General features: G+C 53.9%; 14 protein-coding genes. 7 read left to right on the forward strand and 7 right to left on the reverse strand.

Annotated features, from left to right (window positions below):
* Nucleotides 1-26: 26 nt before the first annotated feature.
* From CPA50_RS05115 to CPA50_RS05135, 5 genes are all read left to right on the forward strand, one after another.
* On the forward strand, nt 27-509 hold the full coding sequence (locus CPA50_RS05115; protein ID WP_096781369.1) for a very short patch repair endonuclease: 483 nt from the start codon (nt 27-29) through the stop codon (nt 507-509).
* Between the two features lie 35 nt (nt 510-544).
* Nucleotides 545-892 (forward strand): class I SAM-dependent methyltransferase, encoded by a 348-nt coding sequence (locus tag CPA50_RS19610; protein ID WP_227519492.1) that lies wholly within the window; start codon nt 545-547, stop codon nt 890-892.
* A 16-nt stretch (nt 893-908) separates the two neighbouring features.
* Nucleotides 909-1,460 (forward strand): hemerythrin domain-containing protein, encoded by a 552-nt coding sequence (locus CPA50_RS05125; protein ID WP_096781370.1) that lies wholly within the window; start codon nt 909-911, stop codon nt 1,458-1,460.
* 97 nt (nt 1,461-1,557) lie between these two features.
* Nucleotides 1,558-1,872, forward strand: coding sequence for a hypothetical protein (locus CPA50_RS05130; RefSeq protein WP_096781371.1), 315 nt, complete (start codon nt 1,558-1,560; stop codon nt 1,870-1,872).
* Nucleotides 1,873-1,939: 67 nt separating this feature from the next.
* Nucleotides 1,940-3,145, forward strand: coding sequence for an MFS transporter (locus CPA50_RS05135; RefSeq protein WP_227519493.1), 1,206 nt, complete (start codon nt 1,940-1,942; stop codon nt 3,143-3,145).
* Nucleotides 3,146-3,153: 8 nt separating this feature from the next.
* Here CPA50_RS05135 and CPA50_RS05140 read toward each other — a convergent pair whose 3' ends face one another.
* On the reverse strand, nt 3,154-3,633 hold the full coding sequence (locus tag CPA50_RS05140) for an Lrp/AsnC family transcriptional regulator (protein ID WP_096781372.1): 480 nt from the start codon (nt 3,631-3,633) through the stop codon (nt 3,154-3,156).
* A 160-nt stretch (nt 3,634-3,793) separates the two neighbouring features.
* Here CPA50_RS05140 and CPA50_RS05145 point away from each other — a divergent pair, with 160 nt between their 5' ends.
* On the forward strand, nt 3,794-7,333 hold the full coding sequence (locus tag CPA50_RS05145) for an indolepyruvate ferredoxin oxidoreductase family protein (RefSeq protein ID WP_096781373.1): 3,540 nt from the start codon (nt 3,794-3,796) through the stop codon (nt 7,331-7,333).
* 78 nt (nt 7,334-7,411) lie between these two features.
* On the opposite strand, the gene CPA50_RS05150 is transcribed toward CPA50_RS05145, so the two are convergent.
* From CPA50_RS05150 to CPA50_RS05175, 6 genes are read right to left on the reverse strand one after another with little or no spacing between them, the layout of a single operon-like run.
* Nucleotides 7,412-8,650, reverse strand: coding sequence for a PucR family transcriptional regulator (locus tag CPA50_RS05150; RefSeq protein WP_096781374.1), 1,239 nt, complete (start codon nt 8,648-8,650; stop codon nt 7,412-7,414).
* Between the two features lie 11 nt (nt 8,651-8,661).
* Entirely contained in the window at nt 8,662-9,579 is a 918-nt protein-coding gene (locus tag CPA50_RS05155; protein WP_096781375.1) for an ABC transporter permease, read from the reverse strand.
* Entirely contained in the window at nt 9,576-10,643 is a 1,068-nt protein-coding gene (locus CPA50_RS05160; RefSeq protein WP_096781376.1) for an ABC transporter permease, read from the reverse strand. Before CPA50_RS05160 ends, CPA50_RS05155 begins: the two co-directional genes overlap by 4 nt.
* Entirely contained in the window at nt 10,644-12,158 is a 1,515-nt protein-coding gene (locus CPA50_RS05165) for an ABC transporter ATP-binding protein (RefSeq protein WP_096781377.1), read from the reverse strand.
* Nucleotides 12,158-13,258 carry a BMP family ABC transporter substrate-binding protein gene (locus CPA50_RS05170; RefSeq protein WP_096781378.1) on the reverse strand — a complete coding sequence of 367 codons (1,101 nt, stop codon included), beginning with the start codon at nt 13,256-13,258 and terminating at the stop codon, nt 12,158-12,160. Before CPA50_RS05170 ends, CPA50_RS05165 begins: the two co-directional genes overlap by 1 nt.
* A gap of 18 nt (nt 13,259-13,276) precedes the next feature.
* A complete protein-coding gene (locus CPA50_RS05175; RefSeq protein WP_096781379.1) occupies nt 13,277-14,314 on the reverse strand; it encodes an isopenicillin N synthase family dioxygenase in 1,038 nt (345 codons plus the stop codon).
* A 381-nt stretch (nt 14,315-14,695) separates the two neighbouring features.
* On the opposite strand from CPA50_RS05175, the gene CPA50_RS05185 reads away from it, so the two are divergent.
* Complete coding sequence (locus tag CPA50_RS05185; protein ID WP_096781381.1) at nt 14,696-17,002, forward strand: YdbH domain-containing protein; 2,307 nt, start codon at nt 14,696-14,698, stop codon at nt 17,000-17,002.
* Nucleotides 17,003-17,009: the final 7 nt, after the last annotated feature.

Consider the following 17,009-nt stretch of genomic DNA (forward strand, 5'->3'; position numbering starts at 1 on the left):
ATTTTTTTCCAGGGGGTATTTAGCAAATGGTAGATGTTGTTGGCCCAGAAACCCGATCAAGAATGATGTCCGGAATCCGAGGCAAGAATACAAAGCCGGAGCTGATGATCAGGCGAGGACTCCATGCATGCGGGATCAGGTTCAGGCTGCACCGCAAGGATCTGCCCGGGTCGCCTGATATTGTGTTGCCACGGTATCGGGCTGTCGTGCTGATCAATGGTTGCTTCTGGCATGGCCATGATTGCCGATTATTCAAATGGCCGAAAACCCGACCGGAGTTCTGGCAGAATAAAATTATCGGAAACATCCGTAGAGATGAAAGGAAGTTGACCGCCTTGAAGAAACTGGGGTGGCGTGTTTGTATTCTTTGGGAATGTGAGGTAAAGACAGCTGGTGAGGAACGCCGCCAGGCAGTTGTGGCGCAAATTGTTGACTGGCTCCGGAGTGATTCCCCGGAAATTGATATTCCGCATTCGCGAACTCAATGCTCTCCATGCAATGAGCAATAGCCCCTAATACAAATGAGAATTCATCGGAAGACGCCATGACAGTCGCGCCCTACAACAAAAACGCCAAAAAGTTCTTCAACCAATACCAATCCCTGACGTTCGAACAGGTTCACAGCGATTGGCTCCCCTGGTTGGACAAAACTGGTGGACTTGCACTGGATGTGGGCGCGGGCAATGGGAGTGATGCTCTGGCACTGGCGGAGCGCGGGTGGAATCTGGTGGCGGTGGAGCCAGCTTCTGAACTGCGTCGCAAGCGCCACGGGCAGATAAGCTTAAACGCCTGGATGTCTGGTGGGAAACGGCAGTGTATCGGTAGACTCTGGTATTACAATACCGAACGATTCAATATGGGGCCTAAGGATAGGCAAGACACGGCCCATTAGCTCAGGAGGTTTTCACATGGCTACGCTTAACAAACTGCGCCGCGATCACGGCAATATGGCTCGGTTGCTGCACGTGCTCTCGCTCCGGCATACGACGCTGGAGGAGGGCGAGCGCCCGGACTTTCGTCAGATACGCGAGATTGTGGATTATATTCTTGATTATATGGATGGCTTTTTGAAGCCTCTGGAGCGTCTGTATAGTGAAAATCTGCTGTCCGGGAAACCCGATGGTGAGGCGTTGAGCCGTCGAATGACTGAAGACTATCGGGCCTTGCATACGCGTTTGAAACTGCTTTCCGAGACGCTCGATATGATCCTGATGGATGCTGTGGTGCCTATGGAACGGTTTATTGACGATTTCAAAGCCTATCTGGATGCTCACCAAGCGTACCTGAAGGCAGAACGGGAGAAATTGTTTCCGTTCCTTCGTTTATACCTGACCGATGCAGAACAGCAGGAGTTATTGGAAATGCTGCCGGATAGTGCGCAGTCCAATCTGTCGAGGCTTCGTGAGGATTATCCTGAGCTTTATGCTGAGTTCAAGGAAGCACCGTCGCCGTTTTCCTGATTGGCTTGTCCAGCCCGGCTTAATCGTCTGTCGACAGGTGGCTCCGAATTAAATCGGCCAGCTGTTTCACAGGCTCCGAAGGCTTGCCGGCTGGACGGTGCAGGGCAATCTCCACATACTGACCTGCTGGCATGCGGTTGCGTTCATCCAGCACTCACAACTGGAGTGTGAGCATGTTTCGGGTGATGACAGCCACCGCGAGCCCCGCGGCGACTACGGGCATCAGGCCGGTCCATGTTTCCTGACGGCACCTGTTTTTACCAACTCGACGCTTGATCTGCAGGTAACCTGTAACTGCACTGCCGGAAACCTGGCGGCGGCGCTGATACTTGATGCCATCGGTGGTTATCTTTCCGGTGTTGCGGTTCCGGATCGGTTGTTACAACCAAGACGCGGAACAGCGACGCCCTGAAATGTTGATCTGGAAGTAATAAGCTGCAACCCGGTGACCTATTAAAACACCAACACTGAAAAACCTCTTGAGGCGGCCGGCTGATGAAGCCGGCCAGAACTTCGTGGCTGTGTGTGTATCGCTCACATTCTGCTTCGTCGTTTACTCGATGTTGCTTGTAGCTGTTCCTGTGCGTGGTCTTGAGCTCGGGGCAACGCCCCTTGTGCTGGGGGTTGTTCTCAGTTCGCAGTATCTGCTCCCTTTTCTGTTGGCCATTCCTCTTGGTGGGGTGGTTACGCGCCATGGAGGCCGGAAAACACTTGTGGCTGGCGCTCTTGTAATGACCGCTGGCCTGATGCTGATGCAGGTTTTGCCCGGCTATTACGGCCTTATCTGCGGGCAGCTATTAATCGGGCTTGCGCATCTTCAGATGGTGTTATCGGCGCAGACGATTATTTCCTCCCTGGCAACCGGCTCCAGGCTGGAAGGCTATTTTGGCTGGTATTCAACCTGGCTGTCTGGTGGCCAGGTAATTGGGCCCCTGTTAGCCGGGGGCTGGATTCATTGGGCTGGGGGTGTTGGTAATCTGTTTCTCGTTATGGCCGGTATTGCTTTGCTTGGCGGGCTATCAGGCCTGGCGTTGACCGGAGATGCGACCCTGGGTATGCGTGTTTCCGGCAAACAGACCGGTTTCCGTGCCCAGGCTTCGCTGATGCGTCGGAATACGGGTGTCCAGGTGTCTGTTGCGATTACCGTTGCGGGCATGTTTGCTATGGGCGTATACGGCAGCTATCTGCCCGTATATCTCGATAGCCTGGAAATGAGCGCGGTGATGATCGGGGTACTGGTGAGCCTGAGGTCTGGTGTTTCCATGGTGATACGCCCGTTCATTCCCCGAATTATTGGTGCGGTGGGTGGGCGTGAACGGTCAACAATGCTGGCTCTTTGCAGCGTGTCTGTGGGCCTGGGCTGTCTGGGATTCGCGGGTAATGCGCCGGCGATTGCATTGTTATCAATTCTTGTGGGGCTGGGGGGTGGTCTCACTCAACCCCTGTCGATGGTGGTTCTGGCGGAGAGTGTAGGTCGGGAGCAAAGGTCCGGCGCTCTGGGTATGCGCCTGATGGCTAATCGCGCAGTTCACTTTCTGGCCCCGTTGCTGTTTGGTGGGGTTCTTGGTCTGAGTGGTTTTGGCCTGTCGTTCGGCCTTTCAGGTATGCTTGTAGCACTGATTGCCGTTGTGCTGTTCCGGCTGCAGGGCCGGCACCGGGTTTCCGAATCCGGCACCCCGGGGTGACCGGATGATCATTCGGCTGCCCCTAAAGGGATGGCCTGAGTATTTTTGATCTCTCTTAGCGCGAAGTTGGAGTTAACCTGTGCGATGCCCTGTAGCGTGAATATTTTTTCGTTCAGGAAACGGTCATAGCTTTTCATGTCTGGCACGATCACCCGCAATACAAAATCTGCATTGCCGGTTACCGCGAAACACTGAAGCACCTCCGGGTAGCTACTCACCTGCTGTTCGATTTCCGCGGTGCTGTCTATGCTGTGCCGTAACAGAGACAGGTTTACCAATACACACAGGCCCTGGCCGACGCGCTCAGGGGCGAGTTGCGCGCTATAACCCGTTATTACGCCGGCATCCTCAAGGGTTCTTACACGACGCCAACAGGCCGCAGGCGATAATCCGATCCTTTCTGCCAGTTGCTGATTACTGATCCTTCCATCCTTTTGCAAAACCGCAAGAATACGCTGATCAAGTTTGTCCAGTTCTACCTGTTTCATTTGGTAACACCTGTTTTTTATAAAATAGTCTTCGAAAATAGTTATAAATATAAAAGGATCTTTCGAATATTGGGTCAGCCGAGGCCCAATACGCAAGCACCTTTTGCGCTCTTCCCTCTAGAATTCTGGTTATAAAACTGACAAGACAAGGGAGGGCGCCATGTCCACCGGCATTTCTCAATCTGATAGCTCTCAACTTGATAACTACAAACTTGAAGATCGCTACCTGCGTGACTCAGGGCGGGTATTCCTTACCGGAACCCAGGCGCTGGTTCGCATACCTTTGATGCAGGCCGCACTTGACCGGAAGCAGGGGTTTAATACCGCCGGCATGGTGAGTGGCTACCGGGGGTCACCTCTGGGTGCCTATGATCAGGCCCTATGGCAGGCCAAAGAGCTTCTTGATGAAAGTCGTATTGATTTCGTGCCCGCAATTAATGAGGATCTTGCAGCGACTATCATGCTGGGAACCCAGCAGGTGGAGACCGATGATGATCGTCAGGTAGATGGCGTATTCGGGATCTGGTATGGCAAGGGGCCGGGTGTTGACAGGGCTGGAGATGCGCTGAAGCACGGCACCACCTACGGCAGCTCTCCCCACGGCGGCGTGCTGGTGGTTGCAGGTGACGACCACGGCTGTGTGTCGTCCTCCATGCCGCATCAGTCTGATGTGGCATTCATGAGTTTCTTCATGCCCACGATCAATCCGGCAAATATTGCGGAGTATCTGGAGTTCGGGCTTTGGGGTATTGCCTTGTCTCGTTACAGCGGCTGCTGGGTGGGCTTCAAGGCAGTGTCGGAAACCGTAGAAAGTGCTGCGTCAGTTGAGCTTCCGCCTTTGCCGGAGTTTGTAACACCGGATGATTTCACGCCACCGGAAACCGGCCTTCATTATCGCTGGCCAGACTTGCCTGGCCCTCAGCTGGAAACCCGTATTGAGCACAAGCTGGCGGCTGTACAGGCATTTGCCCGCGCAAACCCTATTGATCGCTGCCTGTTCAATAATGCCAAGGCGCGGTTCGGTATTGTCACTACCGGTAAGGGCCATCTGGACCTTCTCGAAGCGCTTGACCTGTTGGGAATTGATGAAGCTCGGGCCAGTGAGATGGGGCTGGATATCTACAAAGTAGGCCTGGTGTGGCCGATTGAGCGTCGGGGCATTCTGGGTTTTGTGCACAACAAGGAAGAAGTGCTGGTTATAGAAGAAAAGCGGGGCATTATCGAGAGCCAGATCAAGGAGGCCATGTCCGAACCGGATCACCCCGGCGAGGTTCTGATTACCGGTAAACAGGATGAGCTGGGCCGGCCCCTGATTCCCTACGTTGGTGAGCTTAGCCCGAAGCTGGTTGCAGGCTTTCTGGCAGCTCGCCTTGGTCGTTTCTTCGGCGAGGATTTCAGCGGGCGTCTGGCGGCTATCAACAACATGAGTGATGCGCAGGACCCTGGTGGCGTCAGACGTCTGCCATATTTCTGTTCGGGTTGTCCCCATAATACTTCCACCAAAGTGCCGGAGGGCAGCAAGGCTCTCGCGGGTATCGGTTGCCACTTTATGGCGTCCTGGATGGGCCGTAACACGGAATCCCTGATCCAGATGGGTGGTGAAGGAGTCAACTGGATTGGCAAGAGCCGTTACACCGGCAACCCTCATGTGTTCCAGAACCTGGGTGAGGGCACCTGGTTCCACTCTGGCTCCATGGCCATTCGTCAGGCGGTTGCGGCGGGTATCAACATTACTTACAAGATCCTGTTCAATGATGCAGTCGCCATGACCGGCGGCCAGCCCGTGGATGGACAGATTACCGTGCCGATGATTGCGCAGCAGGTCGCAGCCGAGGGCGTGCGCCGGGTTGTGGTGCTCAGTGATGAGCCGGAAAAATATGACGGACACAAGGAAATGTTCCCGGATGACGTAAGTTTCCACGACCGCACTGAGCTGGACAAGGTACAAAGAGAGCTCCGCGATATTCCCGGTTGCACGGTGCTGATTTACGACCAGACATGTGCCGCCGAGAAGCGCCGCAGGCGCAAGCGTAATTTGTACCCGGACCCCGCCAGACGAGCGTTTATCAATCATCACGTATGTGAAGGTTGTGGTGACTGTTCAGTTCAGTCGAACTGTCTTTCTGTGGTACCGCGCCAGACGGAACTGGGTCGCAAACGCAGGATTGACCAGTCTTCCTGCAACAAGGATTTTTCATGTGTTAACGGTTTTTGCCCGAGTTTTGTGACCATCGAGGGTGGTAGGTTGCGAAAGTCCCGTGGTATGGATACCGGTTCTGTGCTGACGGGCAAACTTGCGGATATCCCTGAGCCAGTTCTGCCAAACCTCACTGGCTCATACGATGTGCTGGTGGGTGGCGTTGGCGGCACAGGCGTAGTCACTGTGGGGCAGCTCATTACCATGGCCGCGCACCTTGAGTCCAAAGGGACATCTGTCCTGGATTTCACCGGTTTCGCCCAGAAGGGCGGTACAGTGCTCAGTTATGTTCGCATGGCGTCGTCTCCGGCCAGGCTGCATCAGGTCCGCATCAGTAACGGTCAGGCCGATGCTGTGATTGCCTGTGATCTGGTGGTCGCTTCCTCCCAGAAAGCGCTGGGCGTTCTGCGTCCCCGGCACACCCGTGTAGTGGCCAACGAAGCCGAACTACCCACCGCAGACTATGTGCTGTTCCGGGATGCGGATATGCAGGCAGACAAGCGCCTGGGCCTGATCCGTAACGCGGTTGGTGATGACAATTTCGCGCGGCTGGATGCCAATGGCATCGCCGAGAAACTGCTGGGCGACACTGTGTTTTCCAACGTGATGATGCTGGGCTTTGCCTGGCAGCGAGGGTTGTTGCCACTGTCACACGCAGCTCTGATGAAAGCCATTGAGCTGAATGGCGTAGCAATTGAACGTAACAAGGAAGCCTTTGGCTGGGGTCGTGTTGCTGCTGTAGATGTAGAGGTTGTCACTGGTCTGCTGAGCGCAGGAGAGGGCGGAGTAGAAGACGTGAAACAGGAGGAGCCAGGCCTGGACGAATTGATCGCTGTTCGTCACAAGCACCTGGTGAACTATCAGAACCGTCGCTGGGCGGATCGCTATACTTCACTGGTATCCCAGGTACGCGAGGCTGAGGAAGCACTGGGTGAGACCAGTCAATTACTGACGCTTGCCGTGGCCCGGCAGTTATACCGGTTTATGGCGTTCAAGGATGAATATGAAGTGGCCCGGCTGTTCGCAGAAACCGACTTCATGAAGGAGGTAAACAACACCTTTGAGGGGGACTTCAAGGTCCATTTTCATCTGGCACCACCCATCATGAATCGGGGCCTGGATGCCCAGGGCCGTCCGCGCAAGCGTCAGTTTGGCCCCTGGATGTTCCGGGCGTTCAGGCTGCTGGCAAAGTTCCGCATGTTGCGTGGAACCCCCATTGATCCTTTCAGCTACTCCGCCGACAGGAAGATGGACCGGGCTCTGCTGAAAAACTATGAGCAGCTGGTTGAGCGAATCGTCAGGGAGCTGAATGTCAGCAACTACGATACCTTCCTTCAGTTGGCGGAGCTGGCCAGCGAAGTGCGGGGCTATGGTCCTGTGCGTGAGCAGGCCGCAGAAGCGGTTCAGGAAAGGAGCATTCAGCTGGTCAAAGCGCTGGATACAGGTCGCCCCACGCTGATTCGCACAAGCCAGGCAGATAACAAAGAAGCAGGCCATGTTTGAGGTTATCAAACATGGCTTCGGGACCCGGCACCTGCGGCTGGCGCAGATGATGACAGGCTCAGGTAGCTGGTTACGTATTCAGGCTGTTGAGCGAATTCGTCGTGTTGGTGAAATGCGCCAGATTTGCAGCGCCATTGCCAGGCTCAGGCGGTGATTGGGGTCATCAAGACCGGAGCCCAGTAAAGCCTCTATCCGTTGGAGACGAGATGTCATGGTGTTTCGGTGCACTCCTAACCGTGCGGCAGCTAATACCAGGTTCCCGTTAACCTGAAACCAGGCTTCCAGCGTTGGAATCAATACCGGTTCAGGTCCTTTGTCAGCTTTCAGGACAGCCCCCAGATTTTCCATCACGAAGCGATCCAGAATACTTCGATCACGAATACCTGCCAGTAGTGCTAATACCCCCATTTCATCAAAGCTGCACAACCCTAGCCGGTCAGGAAAGGCTTGTGCGGCCACCAATGCCTGACGTGCCTGATACAACCCAAGAGACCAGTCAGAAACATTCTTGCCAGGGCTTCCCAGCCCAAGACATAAACGTAGCGGGGCCAGTGTCTGATTGTGTTTTGCCAGCCACTGAGCCAGGTATTCTCTGCGTAACTCCGGGTTTGCATGGATTTCCGGCAACAGGACAATCCATTGGTCACCTTGTTGTAACACTGGTAATACCGGATCCAGCCTTGCTTGCCAGGCAGCCAGTGCTCTCGTTACCTGGGCCTGGCTGGCCTGTAACTGTCGTTCAGCGGCTGCGCTTCCATAGCGGTCAATAAGAGCATCGCTACCATCCAGGCGAGCCACTAATATCTGACGTGGGGACTCTATAGGTATTCCCAGTCGCTGTGCTCTCAGGCACAAGGTATCCATTGTTACAGGGTCACCTTCAAGCAACTGTTCAAGGACCTGCAACCGAGACCGCCCACGCATTTGCGCTTCTACAAGAGCGACACCAACCGCCTGTGTCACAACCACCATTTTCAGTTGGTAAGGTTGTTCAATGAGAGGTAGACCTAGCTGATCGGCGCGCTGAATGACGCTTTCCGGGATAGCCTTGATGTATTCCTGCCCTGTCAGAATCACTAGGCCAGCGATATGACGTTGATGCCCTTGTTCCACCAGTGTGAGTAAATTAGGCTCATCACGTACATGATTTATCCCGGTAACAAAAACCAGCTCACCTCCCATCACCCATTCAGCAATTGATTCATTCTCTGCTACATAGGGCCAGCGCACCTCAGAGTGAACGCCTGCAAGCCCGGCCCTGAGCGCCAGGGAATCCAGTTTGGGCAAATCAAATACATCAGCAATGGTCAAAGCCATGAAGTCAGTTCCTAGTGGCGGTCCTGGCGCAAGTAGGTTACGCCTAATGCTGCGGGCTCATCGCGAAAGCGTGAGCGCGTTGCCAGAACCAACACCAGTATGGTCAGAAGGTAGGGGAGCATTCCCATCAGATAAACAGGTACCTGAAGTCCTTGCGCCTGGAGCCTGGGCAGAAGCATGTCTACGGCGCCAAACAGCAGTGCACCAACCAATGCACGGCCAGGTCGCCAACGAGCGAAAACGACCAGAGCCAGGGCTATCCATCCTCTTCCTGCCACCATGTTGTCAACCCAGATATGGGCACTGGCAACTGATAGATACGCTCCGCCCAACCCACACAGGGCTCCACAGAGCATGCCTGCTGACATCTGCATGCCAGGGACAGAAATGCCCGCATTATCTGCAGCGGCAGGATCTTCCCCTACCGCCGTAAAGCGCAGACCAATACGGGTACGATGGAGTATCCATGCAATCACAATTACGAGCAGAATAGACACCCATGCAAGCAACGGTTGTTTGAAGAGTAGCCCTCCCAGTAACGGGAGCTGCTGTAATCCAGGAAGGTCAGGAGCGTTCATGCCATTAAATGGCTGATGCACCCAATGACGCCCGATAAAACCTGAAAGTCCGAGACCAATTGCCATTACCGCCAAGCCACTGAGTATCTGGTCGGCTTTAAGAACTGCAACAGAAAATGCGAAGAGCAGTCCAAGGCAACAACCGGCAAGGACCCCGGCTCCTATTCCCAGCCAAGGCGATCCGGTCAGGAGTGTTACCACAGCCCCGGACATTGCTCCGACAGCCATATACCCCTCGGCGCCCAGGTTAACGACTCCCGAACGTTCAGATAAAATCAGCCCCAGACACGCCAGTAGAAGAGGTAGTGCTGATACCGGAATGCTGGCGAACCAAAACGAAATAAAGCTCATACACTTACCTCCTGACGCCGGTCGATACTGAATGCAGCAATAAACTGACACCACAACAAGGAGAGTAAAACGATGCCTTGCATAAGCAGCACAGTGGCTTCCGTTAAGCCATAAAACACCTTGAGGGAAGCTCCTGCGTTATATACACCTGCCAATACCACTGCTACCGGCAGAACCCAGAAAGGTCTGAGCCGGGCGATAAAAGCAATCACGATTCCAGAAAAAGTCATGTTCCAACCCAGATGCTGAGTCAGACGATATTCGGTACCCGCAACCAAGAGGCCTCCGGCTAATCCAGCCATAGCGCCTGAAAGCAGGACCATCACTACCAGTGTCGTTCCAACCGCAATGCCGCTGGCCTCGGCAACCTGTCTGTTTGACCCGAGGATGCGAGACTGGAATCCAAAACGACTGCGTTCCATAATCCACATGATCAGAAACACCATTCCAATGGAGGCAAACAGTCCTGTATGTAAATTGCCAAAACCCAGTTTGAGCAAGCGCTCTGGTTCGGAGATAGCAGGTGATATGGGAAAGCTCTGTGCTGGATCTCGCCAGGCGCCAAACAGCAAATGCAGCATTAGCTGAAAGGCGACGTTGCTCAGCAGCAAAGTAACAACCAGTTCACTGGCATGAAAACGCTCTTTCAGCCACAAAGGGACTGCAATCCATAATGCGCCCCCCGCCATTGCGGCCACTAGCATCAGTGCCCAGCGGTAGCTATCGCTGCCAACTCCATAGATCGACACGGCCATTGCAGCAATTGCACCCAGCCAGAGCTGCCCTTCGATGCCTATGTTCCAGAACCTCACTCTGAGCGCCAATGCTGCAGACAACCCTGCAAGGATAAGTGGTATCGACAAGGTCAAGGTCTGAGCCAGCCCGTCGGCTTGAAAGAAAACCTGCCAAACCAGGTCATCAAACAGCATGTCAGCGGGCACACCCGCTTGAATGAGTAATGCTACGCAAAGCAATAAACCCAACAACAGGCCGCCGGAAAAAGTCAGAGAACTTCTGAGGAAAGATGTATTTACCCTGCGCTGGAGAGCGAACTGGAAGGCCATTCAGTGACCTCCTATCATCAGAGCACCGATTTCACTTGCACTGGCTGTGCCTGGTAGTTCTCCAGTGATGCAACCGGTGTTCATCACCAGAATACGGTCAGACAAGGTCATGATTTCCTCCAGGTCCTCACTGATAAGCAATACCGCACCCCCTCGGGAAGTTAATTCACGCAGTGCGGTATGTACGGTCCCACAAGATTTCACATCAAGCCCACGGGTTGGTGAGTGTGTAATGGCAACAACACAATCGTTGTCCAGCTCTCTGGCCAGAACCAGTTTTTGCGCATTCCCGCCGGAGAGAAGCCTGGTCAGGCCCTGAGGGCTGGCACCGGCAATCCGGTGTTCAGTAATTGTGTTTTGAGCATCATGGAGCAGGCCTTTGCGTGAAATCCAAAACCGCCCTTTGTTCCCTGAAGCTACCTTCGTCAAAGCCAGGTTATCGCTGACAGGCAGGTCCAGAGCCAGAGCATTCGTGGCGCGATCAGCGGGTATATAACGTAAGCCATGGGAGCGCCGTTGTGATACAGAGCACTGGGAAATCTGAAATCCATCCAGCTGTATTGACCCGCTATCTATTGGCAAAAGCCCCATCAGTGCTTCACAAAGTTGTGGCTGGCCATGCCCTCCAACGCCGGCTACACCGACGATCTCTCCACGGCGTAGTCTGATACCGATATTGGAAATAGCGGTTGATCCATCATTGCGTGATGCGTTCAAGCCAGTGGCAACCAACAAATCAGGGCCATTGGCCTGCAGGTTGGACGGTTGTCGCTGAGATACCGCGACATCGCCCATCATCAGCTGAGCAATATCTGCCTGTGTGAGAGATTCCGTAGCCAGGTTGGATGCAACTGCGCGACCTTGTCGCAAGATAGTCACCCGATCGCTGTGAGCAACCACTTCCCTGAGCTTATGAGTAATTAAAATTACTCCTTTGCCTGCGTTGGCCATCCGCTGGATAGCGGCCAGCAGGCTTTCAGACTCAGTGTCGGTCAGTACGGCAGTAGGCTCATCCAGAATCAGAATTTGTGCACCCAGCGCAAGTACTTTGCAGATTTCTGCACGCTGACGTTCCGCAACAGAGAGATCCGCAACCCGTGCATAGGGATCAAGCGCTAAACCTAACTGCTCCGCCGTCTCCTGCAAGGCTTTTGCTGCTGCAGACAAACGCTGCAATTGAGGTGCACGATCGGCGGCGAGCACCAGGTTCTCTGCAACACTGAAGCGTTCCACTAAACGATAGTGCTGATGCACCATGCCAATTCCATGTGCCATAGCATCCGTTGGCTTGCGAATCGAGCAAGGCTGGCCGTCCAGAACAATTTCGCCATGATCTGGAACATACACGCCAGTGAGCAGGTTCATTAGTGTGGATTTACCCGCGCCGTTTTCTCCCAGCAGTGCATGCACTTCACCAGAGTGGAGCTCAAAGCCAGCATTTTCCAGCACAGTGCATTCACCAAAGCGTTTGCACAAACCCTGTAGATGCAACGTCTTGAAATTGGCTTTGCTCATCAGCGTGTTGACCCGGTAACACCCTTAACGAGGTAATCCATATCCCATATCTGTCCAGCATCAAGTTCAGCGCCTTCAGCCAGGATTTCGCTGCCATCCTGTTTCAGCAGTGGGCCGGTGAAGGGTGAGAAGTGTTCATTTATCATTAGGGCCTTCACCGCTTCAATTTCTGCACGCGTATCGGCAGGCACGTCGGCATGCAGTGGGGTTATGTCAACTACACCCTCAGCAAACCCGGGAAAAGCACCATAGGGGTTTGGCGTCCAGCTTCCTTCAATGATTTTCCGGATAGTGGGTACCAGATATTGATCCCAGTTGAATACAACTGATGTAAGGTGGCCATTCGGGGCTGCGTCACTCATGTCCAGCTGAAACCCAATGCTGTAGTTCCCATTGCGCTCTGCTGCGGAAAACGGCGCTGAAGACGAAAGGTTGTTTGCAATGACATCCGCGCCCATTTCAATCAGTGACTGCGCAGATTGCCCTTCCCGGACCGGATCCCACCATGAGTTGGTATAGATAGCATTAACGGTTGTTTCCGGATGGCTGGACTGAACTCCCAGTGCAAATCCATTAATATCCCAATTCACGACCGAAACCGGAAACCCTCCGAGCATTCCCAGTTTATTGGTTTCACTAACTGATGCGGCGGCCATACCTGCCAGATACCAAGCCTCGTATGTTCGCGCGTAGAAGCTCTCCAGGTTATCGGAGTTATAAATACCTGTTGCTGACAGGAAAGCGACATGTGGGTACTTTTCAGCCGCTTGTTTGACCCCTTCAGAGTATCCGTAGGTGGTGGCAATGATAATGTTGGCGCCGCGGCGAACGAAAAGGTCTACGGCGTTGACTAGTGCGGAAGCTTCTTCAGGAATGCTTTCAGCAACCATCACTTTTACATCCAGTTCATCTGCAACTTTTTGACGGGCATTATCGATAGCTTCATTCCATCCTCCGTCTTTAGCGGGAGAAGCATAGATAAATGCAATAACAGGGTCTCCATCCAGACTAAATGGTTCCGCCTGAGTGAAGCATGCGACGGAAAACAGTATCAGTGTGGCAACAATGCGTGGTACGGCGGAAACAGATAAGCGGTGCATAGGTTCACCTCATGCAATTTAAAGTGTTGTGGGTTGACGAAGCTGGTACGTTTGATCAAAACGGGATCTGATATAGTCACCCGCTATGATCGGCGGGTATTGAGAAGGCCAGTCCGGGTTCTGGCATGTTGGTAGAACTTTTATAAGGCTTTGTGAGTTAGGGCCGAAAAAGAATGGGATAGAGAATCTTTCACGACCCGATGCATTGATTACGCGATGCAGGGTTGATGCAAAATAATTGTTCGTCCAGCGTGCCATCAGATCGCCAACATTAACGATAAAAGCACCGGGAATTGGCGGTGCCTGTATCCAGTTGCCCTGACTATTCAGCACCTGCAATGCAGGTACTTCGTCCGTACGTAAAATAGTGAAGCATTCATAGTCAGAATGAGGACCGATGCCTATCTGTTGTTCATCTACTTTTCCCTCCTGGAAGGGATAAGAAAGTACACGCATATGCGCCATTGGCCTGGTAATGAAAGGTTGGAAATACTCCTCGTCCAATTCCAGCGCCAGTGCAAACGCCCGGAAGATCATCCCGCCTAACTCCAGCATGGCTTGATGGTATGCCTGAAGCGCTTCACGGAAACCCGGCAGGTCTTCCGGCCATTGATTTGGCCCATAGCCAAAAACACCTGCGCGCACATCTTCATCATCCGGTGGTATATCCAGGGCGATATCAAATCCTTCGTGAAGATCACCTTTGCCTTCGATATTGGTGTTTTCATGTAATAACGGGGTATAGCCGCGCATGTTTAATGAACGGTTAATGTCTAATGGGATCTTCTTGCTAAGCGGCTGGGCAAAAAACTGTTTGGCGGCCGAGAAGGTCTCATCGATAACAGATGGCGGAACCTGGTGGCCAGTGATATAAAAAAAACCAACTTGAGTACAAGCTATTCGAACGGCTTCGCCTACGCGCCTGCGAGCTTCAGGGTCGGAGCCATACAGGGCTGAAATATCAATCTGTGGAATTTCTGAAAAATCGAGATTTCTGGCTTCCAGACCTGACGCTGTTAATGCGCGAGGCCCCAGGCCAGTGATAACCGTATCCATGCAAGAATCTCCCGTTGAAAAACTGTGCACTGGGCACACACCAACTTCCTCTGATAGTTGTTAACGCAAGAGCTGTGCCATGGTGTCAAGCGTTGGTTTCTTTGAAAAACAGGTCTGATTGCGAGGCAAAAAATGTGCATGATGCATAGGTCGAGGCGTTGGGTAGTTGTGGGTGCCCCCACATAGAGCGTCTGGCGCCCTATGTGGGGGCGGAAACTGAGTAAAATTCTTGAGTAAGGCAAATCATTGCTGCGGCAGGCCTGAGTGATAAGACTCTGCCCCGGGCCGGCAGCGGGTATTGCTATCTTTTGGGGTATCCCCTGGATGGCCTGACCGATATATTGGGCGGCAGCAGTCTGGAGCGGCCTGGAGAAAGCAGTCATGCGCATTGCCTGGAAACCCTTGGGGTGGAGTGTCTTTGTTTTTGTAGCGGTGGCCGCAGTGGCCGGTGCGTTATTGCTTCGTCAATTCTGGAACGAAACGCTGCAGCACAACGGTATTGAAACGCTGGAGTGGCAGGGGCTGGAACTTTCGTTTGCCGGGATGTCTGTGAGCGAACTTACACTCACTCAGTCCATTCCTGCGAGGGATGCTGTATTGCACGGCAGGGACTTGATGCTTGGGTGGCGCGCGCCCGAGCCAGGGGAGGGTTGGCTGCCGCAGTTGACCCGGCTGGAAGCTGGGTACCTGGGGTTTGATCTGCATACCAAACTGCTGCCATCAGACCCGGAACCGGAGCAGGAGCAGGAACAACTGATTCAATGGCCGCCTGAATTACCGGCATGGCTGCCTTCAGAAATCGCCGTACATAAGTTTGCAGTGACTCTACCATGTGGAGCGGTCCGTTGTGCTCTGGGGGGAGACCTGTCGCTGAGCAGTTCCGGAACTGATTCTTCCTCTGGTCAGCCGGCAGGTGCGATGCTGCCTGTTGAAGCCAGGGTTCAGCTTGAGCGTGACGGAGATCAGGTTGATGTGCTGGCAACCCTTGAAGGCTCTTTAACCAGTAATTCGGAGGTTTCTGCAAGGCTGGAACTGAGCTATTCCGCCGCATGGCTCCAGAAAGTGCCAGAGTTGATGCGGCCGGACTCTTTGACGCTGTCTGTCAGGTCTGGCGATGCTTTAGCTCCTGCCTATCCGGTGCCGAGTCCGGCCCAGGCCAGCACCAAGCAGGCCCTGTTGCCGCTGAACCTGAATGTTACCAGTCGTGGCGGCGCAAATATTGCAATTGACTCACACCTTGCTGTGTCCACAAAAGCTCCCTGGGTTGTACAGCTAGGGCAAACGCAACTTACTGCAGCTTTGCCGGAACTTGAGTCAGCCGGTTGGCTGCTGACAAAACCCCGGGTGCAAATGGCGTTCACCGGGTGGCTGGATTCTTCTGCTGCGACATTGAAGTTTGGTAAGCCTTCGGTGCTTGAGGTTGACAAGGCCGAGCCTCTTTCTGGCGCGGCCGCAGCAGCGGATGAAATATCGCTCAAGAGCTTTAATGCTGACCTGACAGGCACAACGCTGGAGGCCGGTTACCGGATAGAGCAGGGCGCTCTGGACAGATTCAGCCTTGCAGGCGCGCTTGGCCTGTCTGCAAAGCAGATCAGCCACCCTCAGCTGCAACCGCAATCCTGGCAGTTCAATGGCAAAGTAAACAGCAACCTTGCTCGAACGGATATTGCCGGCTTGCTTAAGGCCGGAACCGGAGCAACGGTGAACCTCGATGTGAAGTTTCCATACACAGGGCCTCTGAATCTGGTTGGCAAAATGCGCGTGAGTGGTAAGCAGGAAGCCGAAGCCTTGTATCGGACCTTAGCAGCCTGGCCGCCACTGCTTACGGTATCGGGCGGAACGGTCAGTGCCAATGCGGTGTATGCGCAATCGCAAAATGCGGCAATGCAGCTAGAGGGAAAGTTATTGTTTTCCGACTGGAGCGGTACCTATGACCGGACCGCCTGGAGCCGAATGAATGGCGCAGCTGAATTCGGTTTTGATAATGACCGCATCAGAATAGCAATGCCGGAGCTGACCATAGAAGAGGTGAGTTCCGGCCTGCCGGTCGGGCCAGTGCTCCTTGCCGGGTATTACGACGCACCGCTGGCGCAGCTTTCCGCCGGGCAGTTAACACTTGAGCAGTTTAATACCGGTGCTCTGGGCGGAGTGGTACGTATCCAGCCTGGAAGCTGGGACCTGGCAAAGGCGCCGGTGACCATTCCTGTTGAGCTCGATCAGCTAAGTCTTGCACAACTCTTGCAGCTATACCCCACTGAAGGCCTTGCTGGCACAGGCATTCTGAGAGGAACTGTTCCCGTGTTATTTGATCCCTCTACCGGCGTTCGGGTGGAACAGGGCCGTATTGATGCACTCAAGCCGGGAGGACGGTTACAGCTGCCGGCTGACCGGCTGCGGGCCCTGGCCAGCCAGAGCGACACCATGAAGCTGGTTGCACAGGCACTGGAGGATTTTCGCTACTCGGTTCTGGAGAGCGGGATCAATTATGATGAGAGCGGAACCCTGATGCTGAACCTTCATCTCAAAGGCAGCAGCCTGGAGGTTGGTGAGGGGCAGCCTGTGGTTTTGAATATCAATCTGGAGGAGAACATTCCTGCGCTGCTTACCAGCCTGCAATTGAGTGGCAGAGTGAGTGATGCTGTTACTGAAAGAGTCAAAAAATTAGTGCAGGAGCGCGAACGGGATTAAGACGACC

The organism is Marinobacter sp. ANT_B65, assembly GCF_002407605.1.
GTDB lineage: Bacteria > Pseudomonadota > Gammaproteobacteria > Pseudomonadales > Oleiphilaceae > Marinobacter.

What these genes read in the sequence shown, in the direction of transcription:
- CPA50_RS05115 (WP_096781369.1), top strand. Translation starts at nt 27, where the DNA reads ATGGTAGATGTTGTTGGCCCAGAAACCCGATCAAGAATGATGTCCGGA.
- CPA50_RS19610 (WP_227519492.1), top strand. Translation starts at nt 545, where the DNA reads ATGACAGTCGCGCCCTACAACAAAAACGCCAAAAAGTTCTTCAACCAA.
- CPA50_RS05125 (WP_096781370.1), top strand. Translation starts at nt 909, where the DNA reads ATGGCTACGCTTAACAAACTGCGCCGCGATCACGGCAATATGGCTCGG.
- CPA50_RS05140 (WP_096781372.1), bottom strand. Translation starts at nt 3,633, where the DNA reads ATGAAACAGGTAGAACTGGACAAACTTGATCAGCGTATTCTTGCGGTT.
- CPA50_RS05145 (WP_096781373.1), top strand. Translation starts at nt 3,794, where the DNA reads ATGTCCACCGGCATTTCTCAATCTGATAGCTCTCAACTTGATAACTAC.
- CPA50_RS05150 (WP_096781374.1), bottom strand. Translation starts at nt 8,650, where the DNA reads ATGGCTTTGACCATTGCTGATGTATTTGATTTGCCCAAACTGGATTCC.
- CPA50_RS05155 (WP_096781375.1), bottom strand. Translation starts at nt 9,579, where the DNA reads ATGAGCTTTATTTCGTTTTGGTTCGCCAGCATTCCGGTATCAGCACTA.
- CPA50_RS05160 (WP_096781376.1), bottom strand. Translation starts at nt 10,643, where the DNA reads ATGGCCTTCCAGTTCGCTCTCCAGCGCAGGGTAAATACATCTTTCCTC.
- CPA50_RS05165 (WP_096781377.1), bottom strand. Translation starts at nt 12,158, where the DNA reads ATGAGCAAAGCCAATTTCAAGACGTTGCATCTACAGGGTTTGTGCAAA.
- CPA50_RS05170 (WP_096781378.1), bottom strand. Translation starts at nt 13,258, where the DNA reads ATGCACCGCTTATCTGTTTCCGCCGTACCACGCATTGTTGCCACACTG.
- CPA50_RS05175 (WP_096781379.1), bottom strand. Translation starts at nt 14,314, where the DNA reads ATGGATACGGTTATCACTGGCCTGGGGCCTCGCGCATTAACAGCGTCA.
- CPA50_RS05185 (WP_096781381.1), top strand. Translation starts at nt 14,696, where the DNA reads ATGCGCATTGCCTGGAAACCCTTGGGGTGGAGTGTCTTTGTTTTTGTA.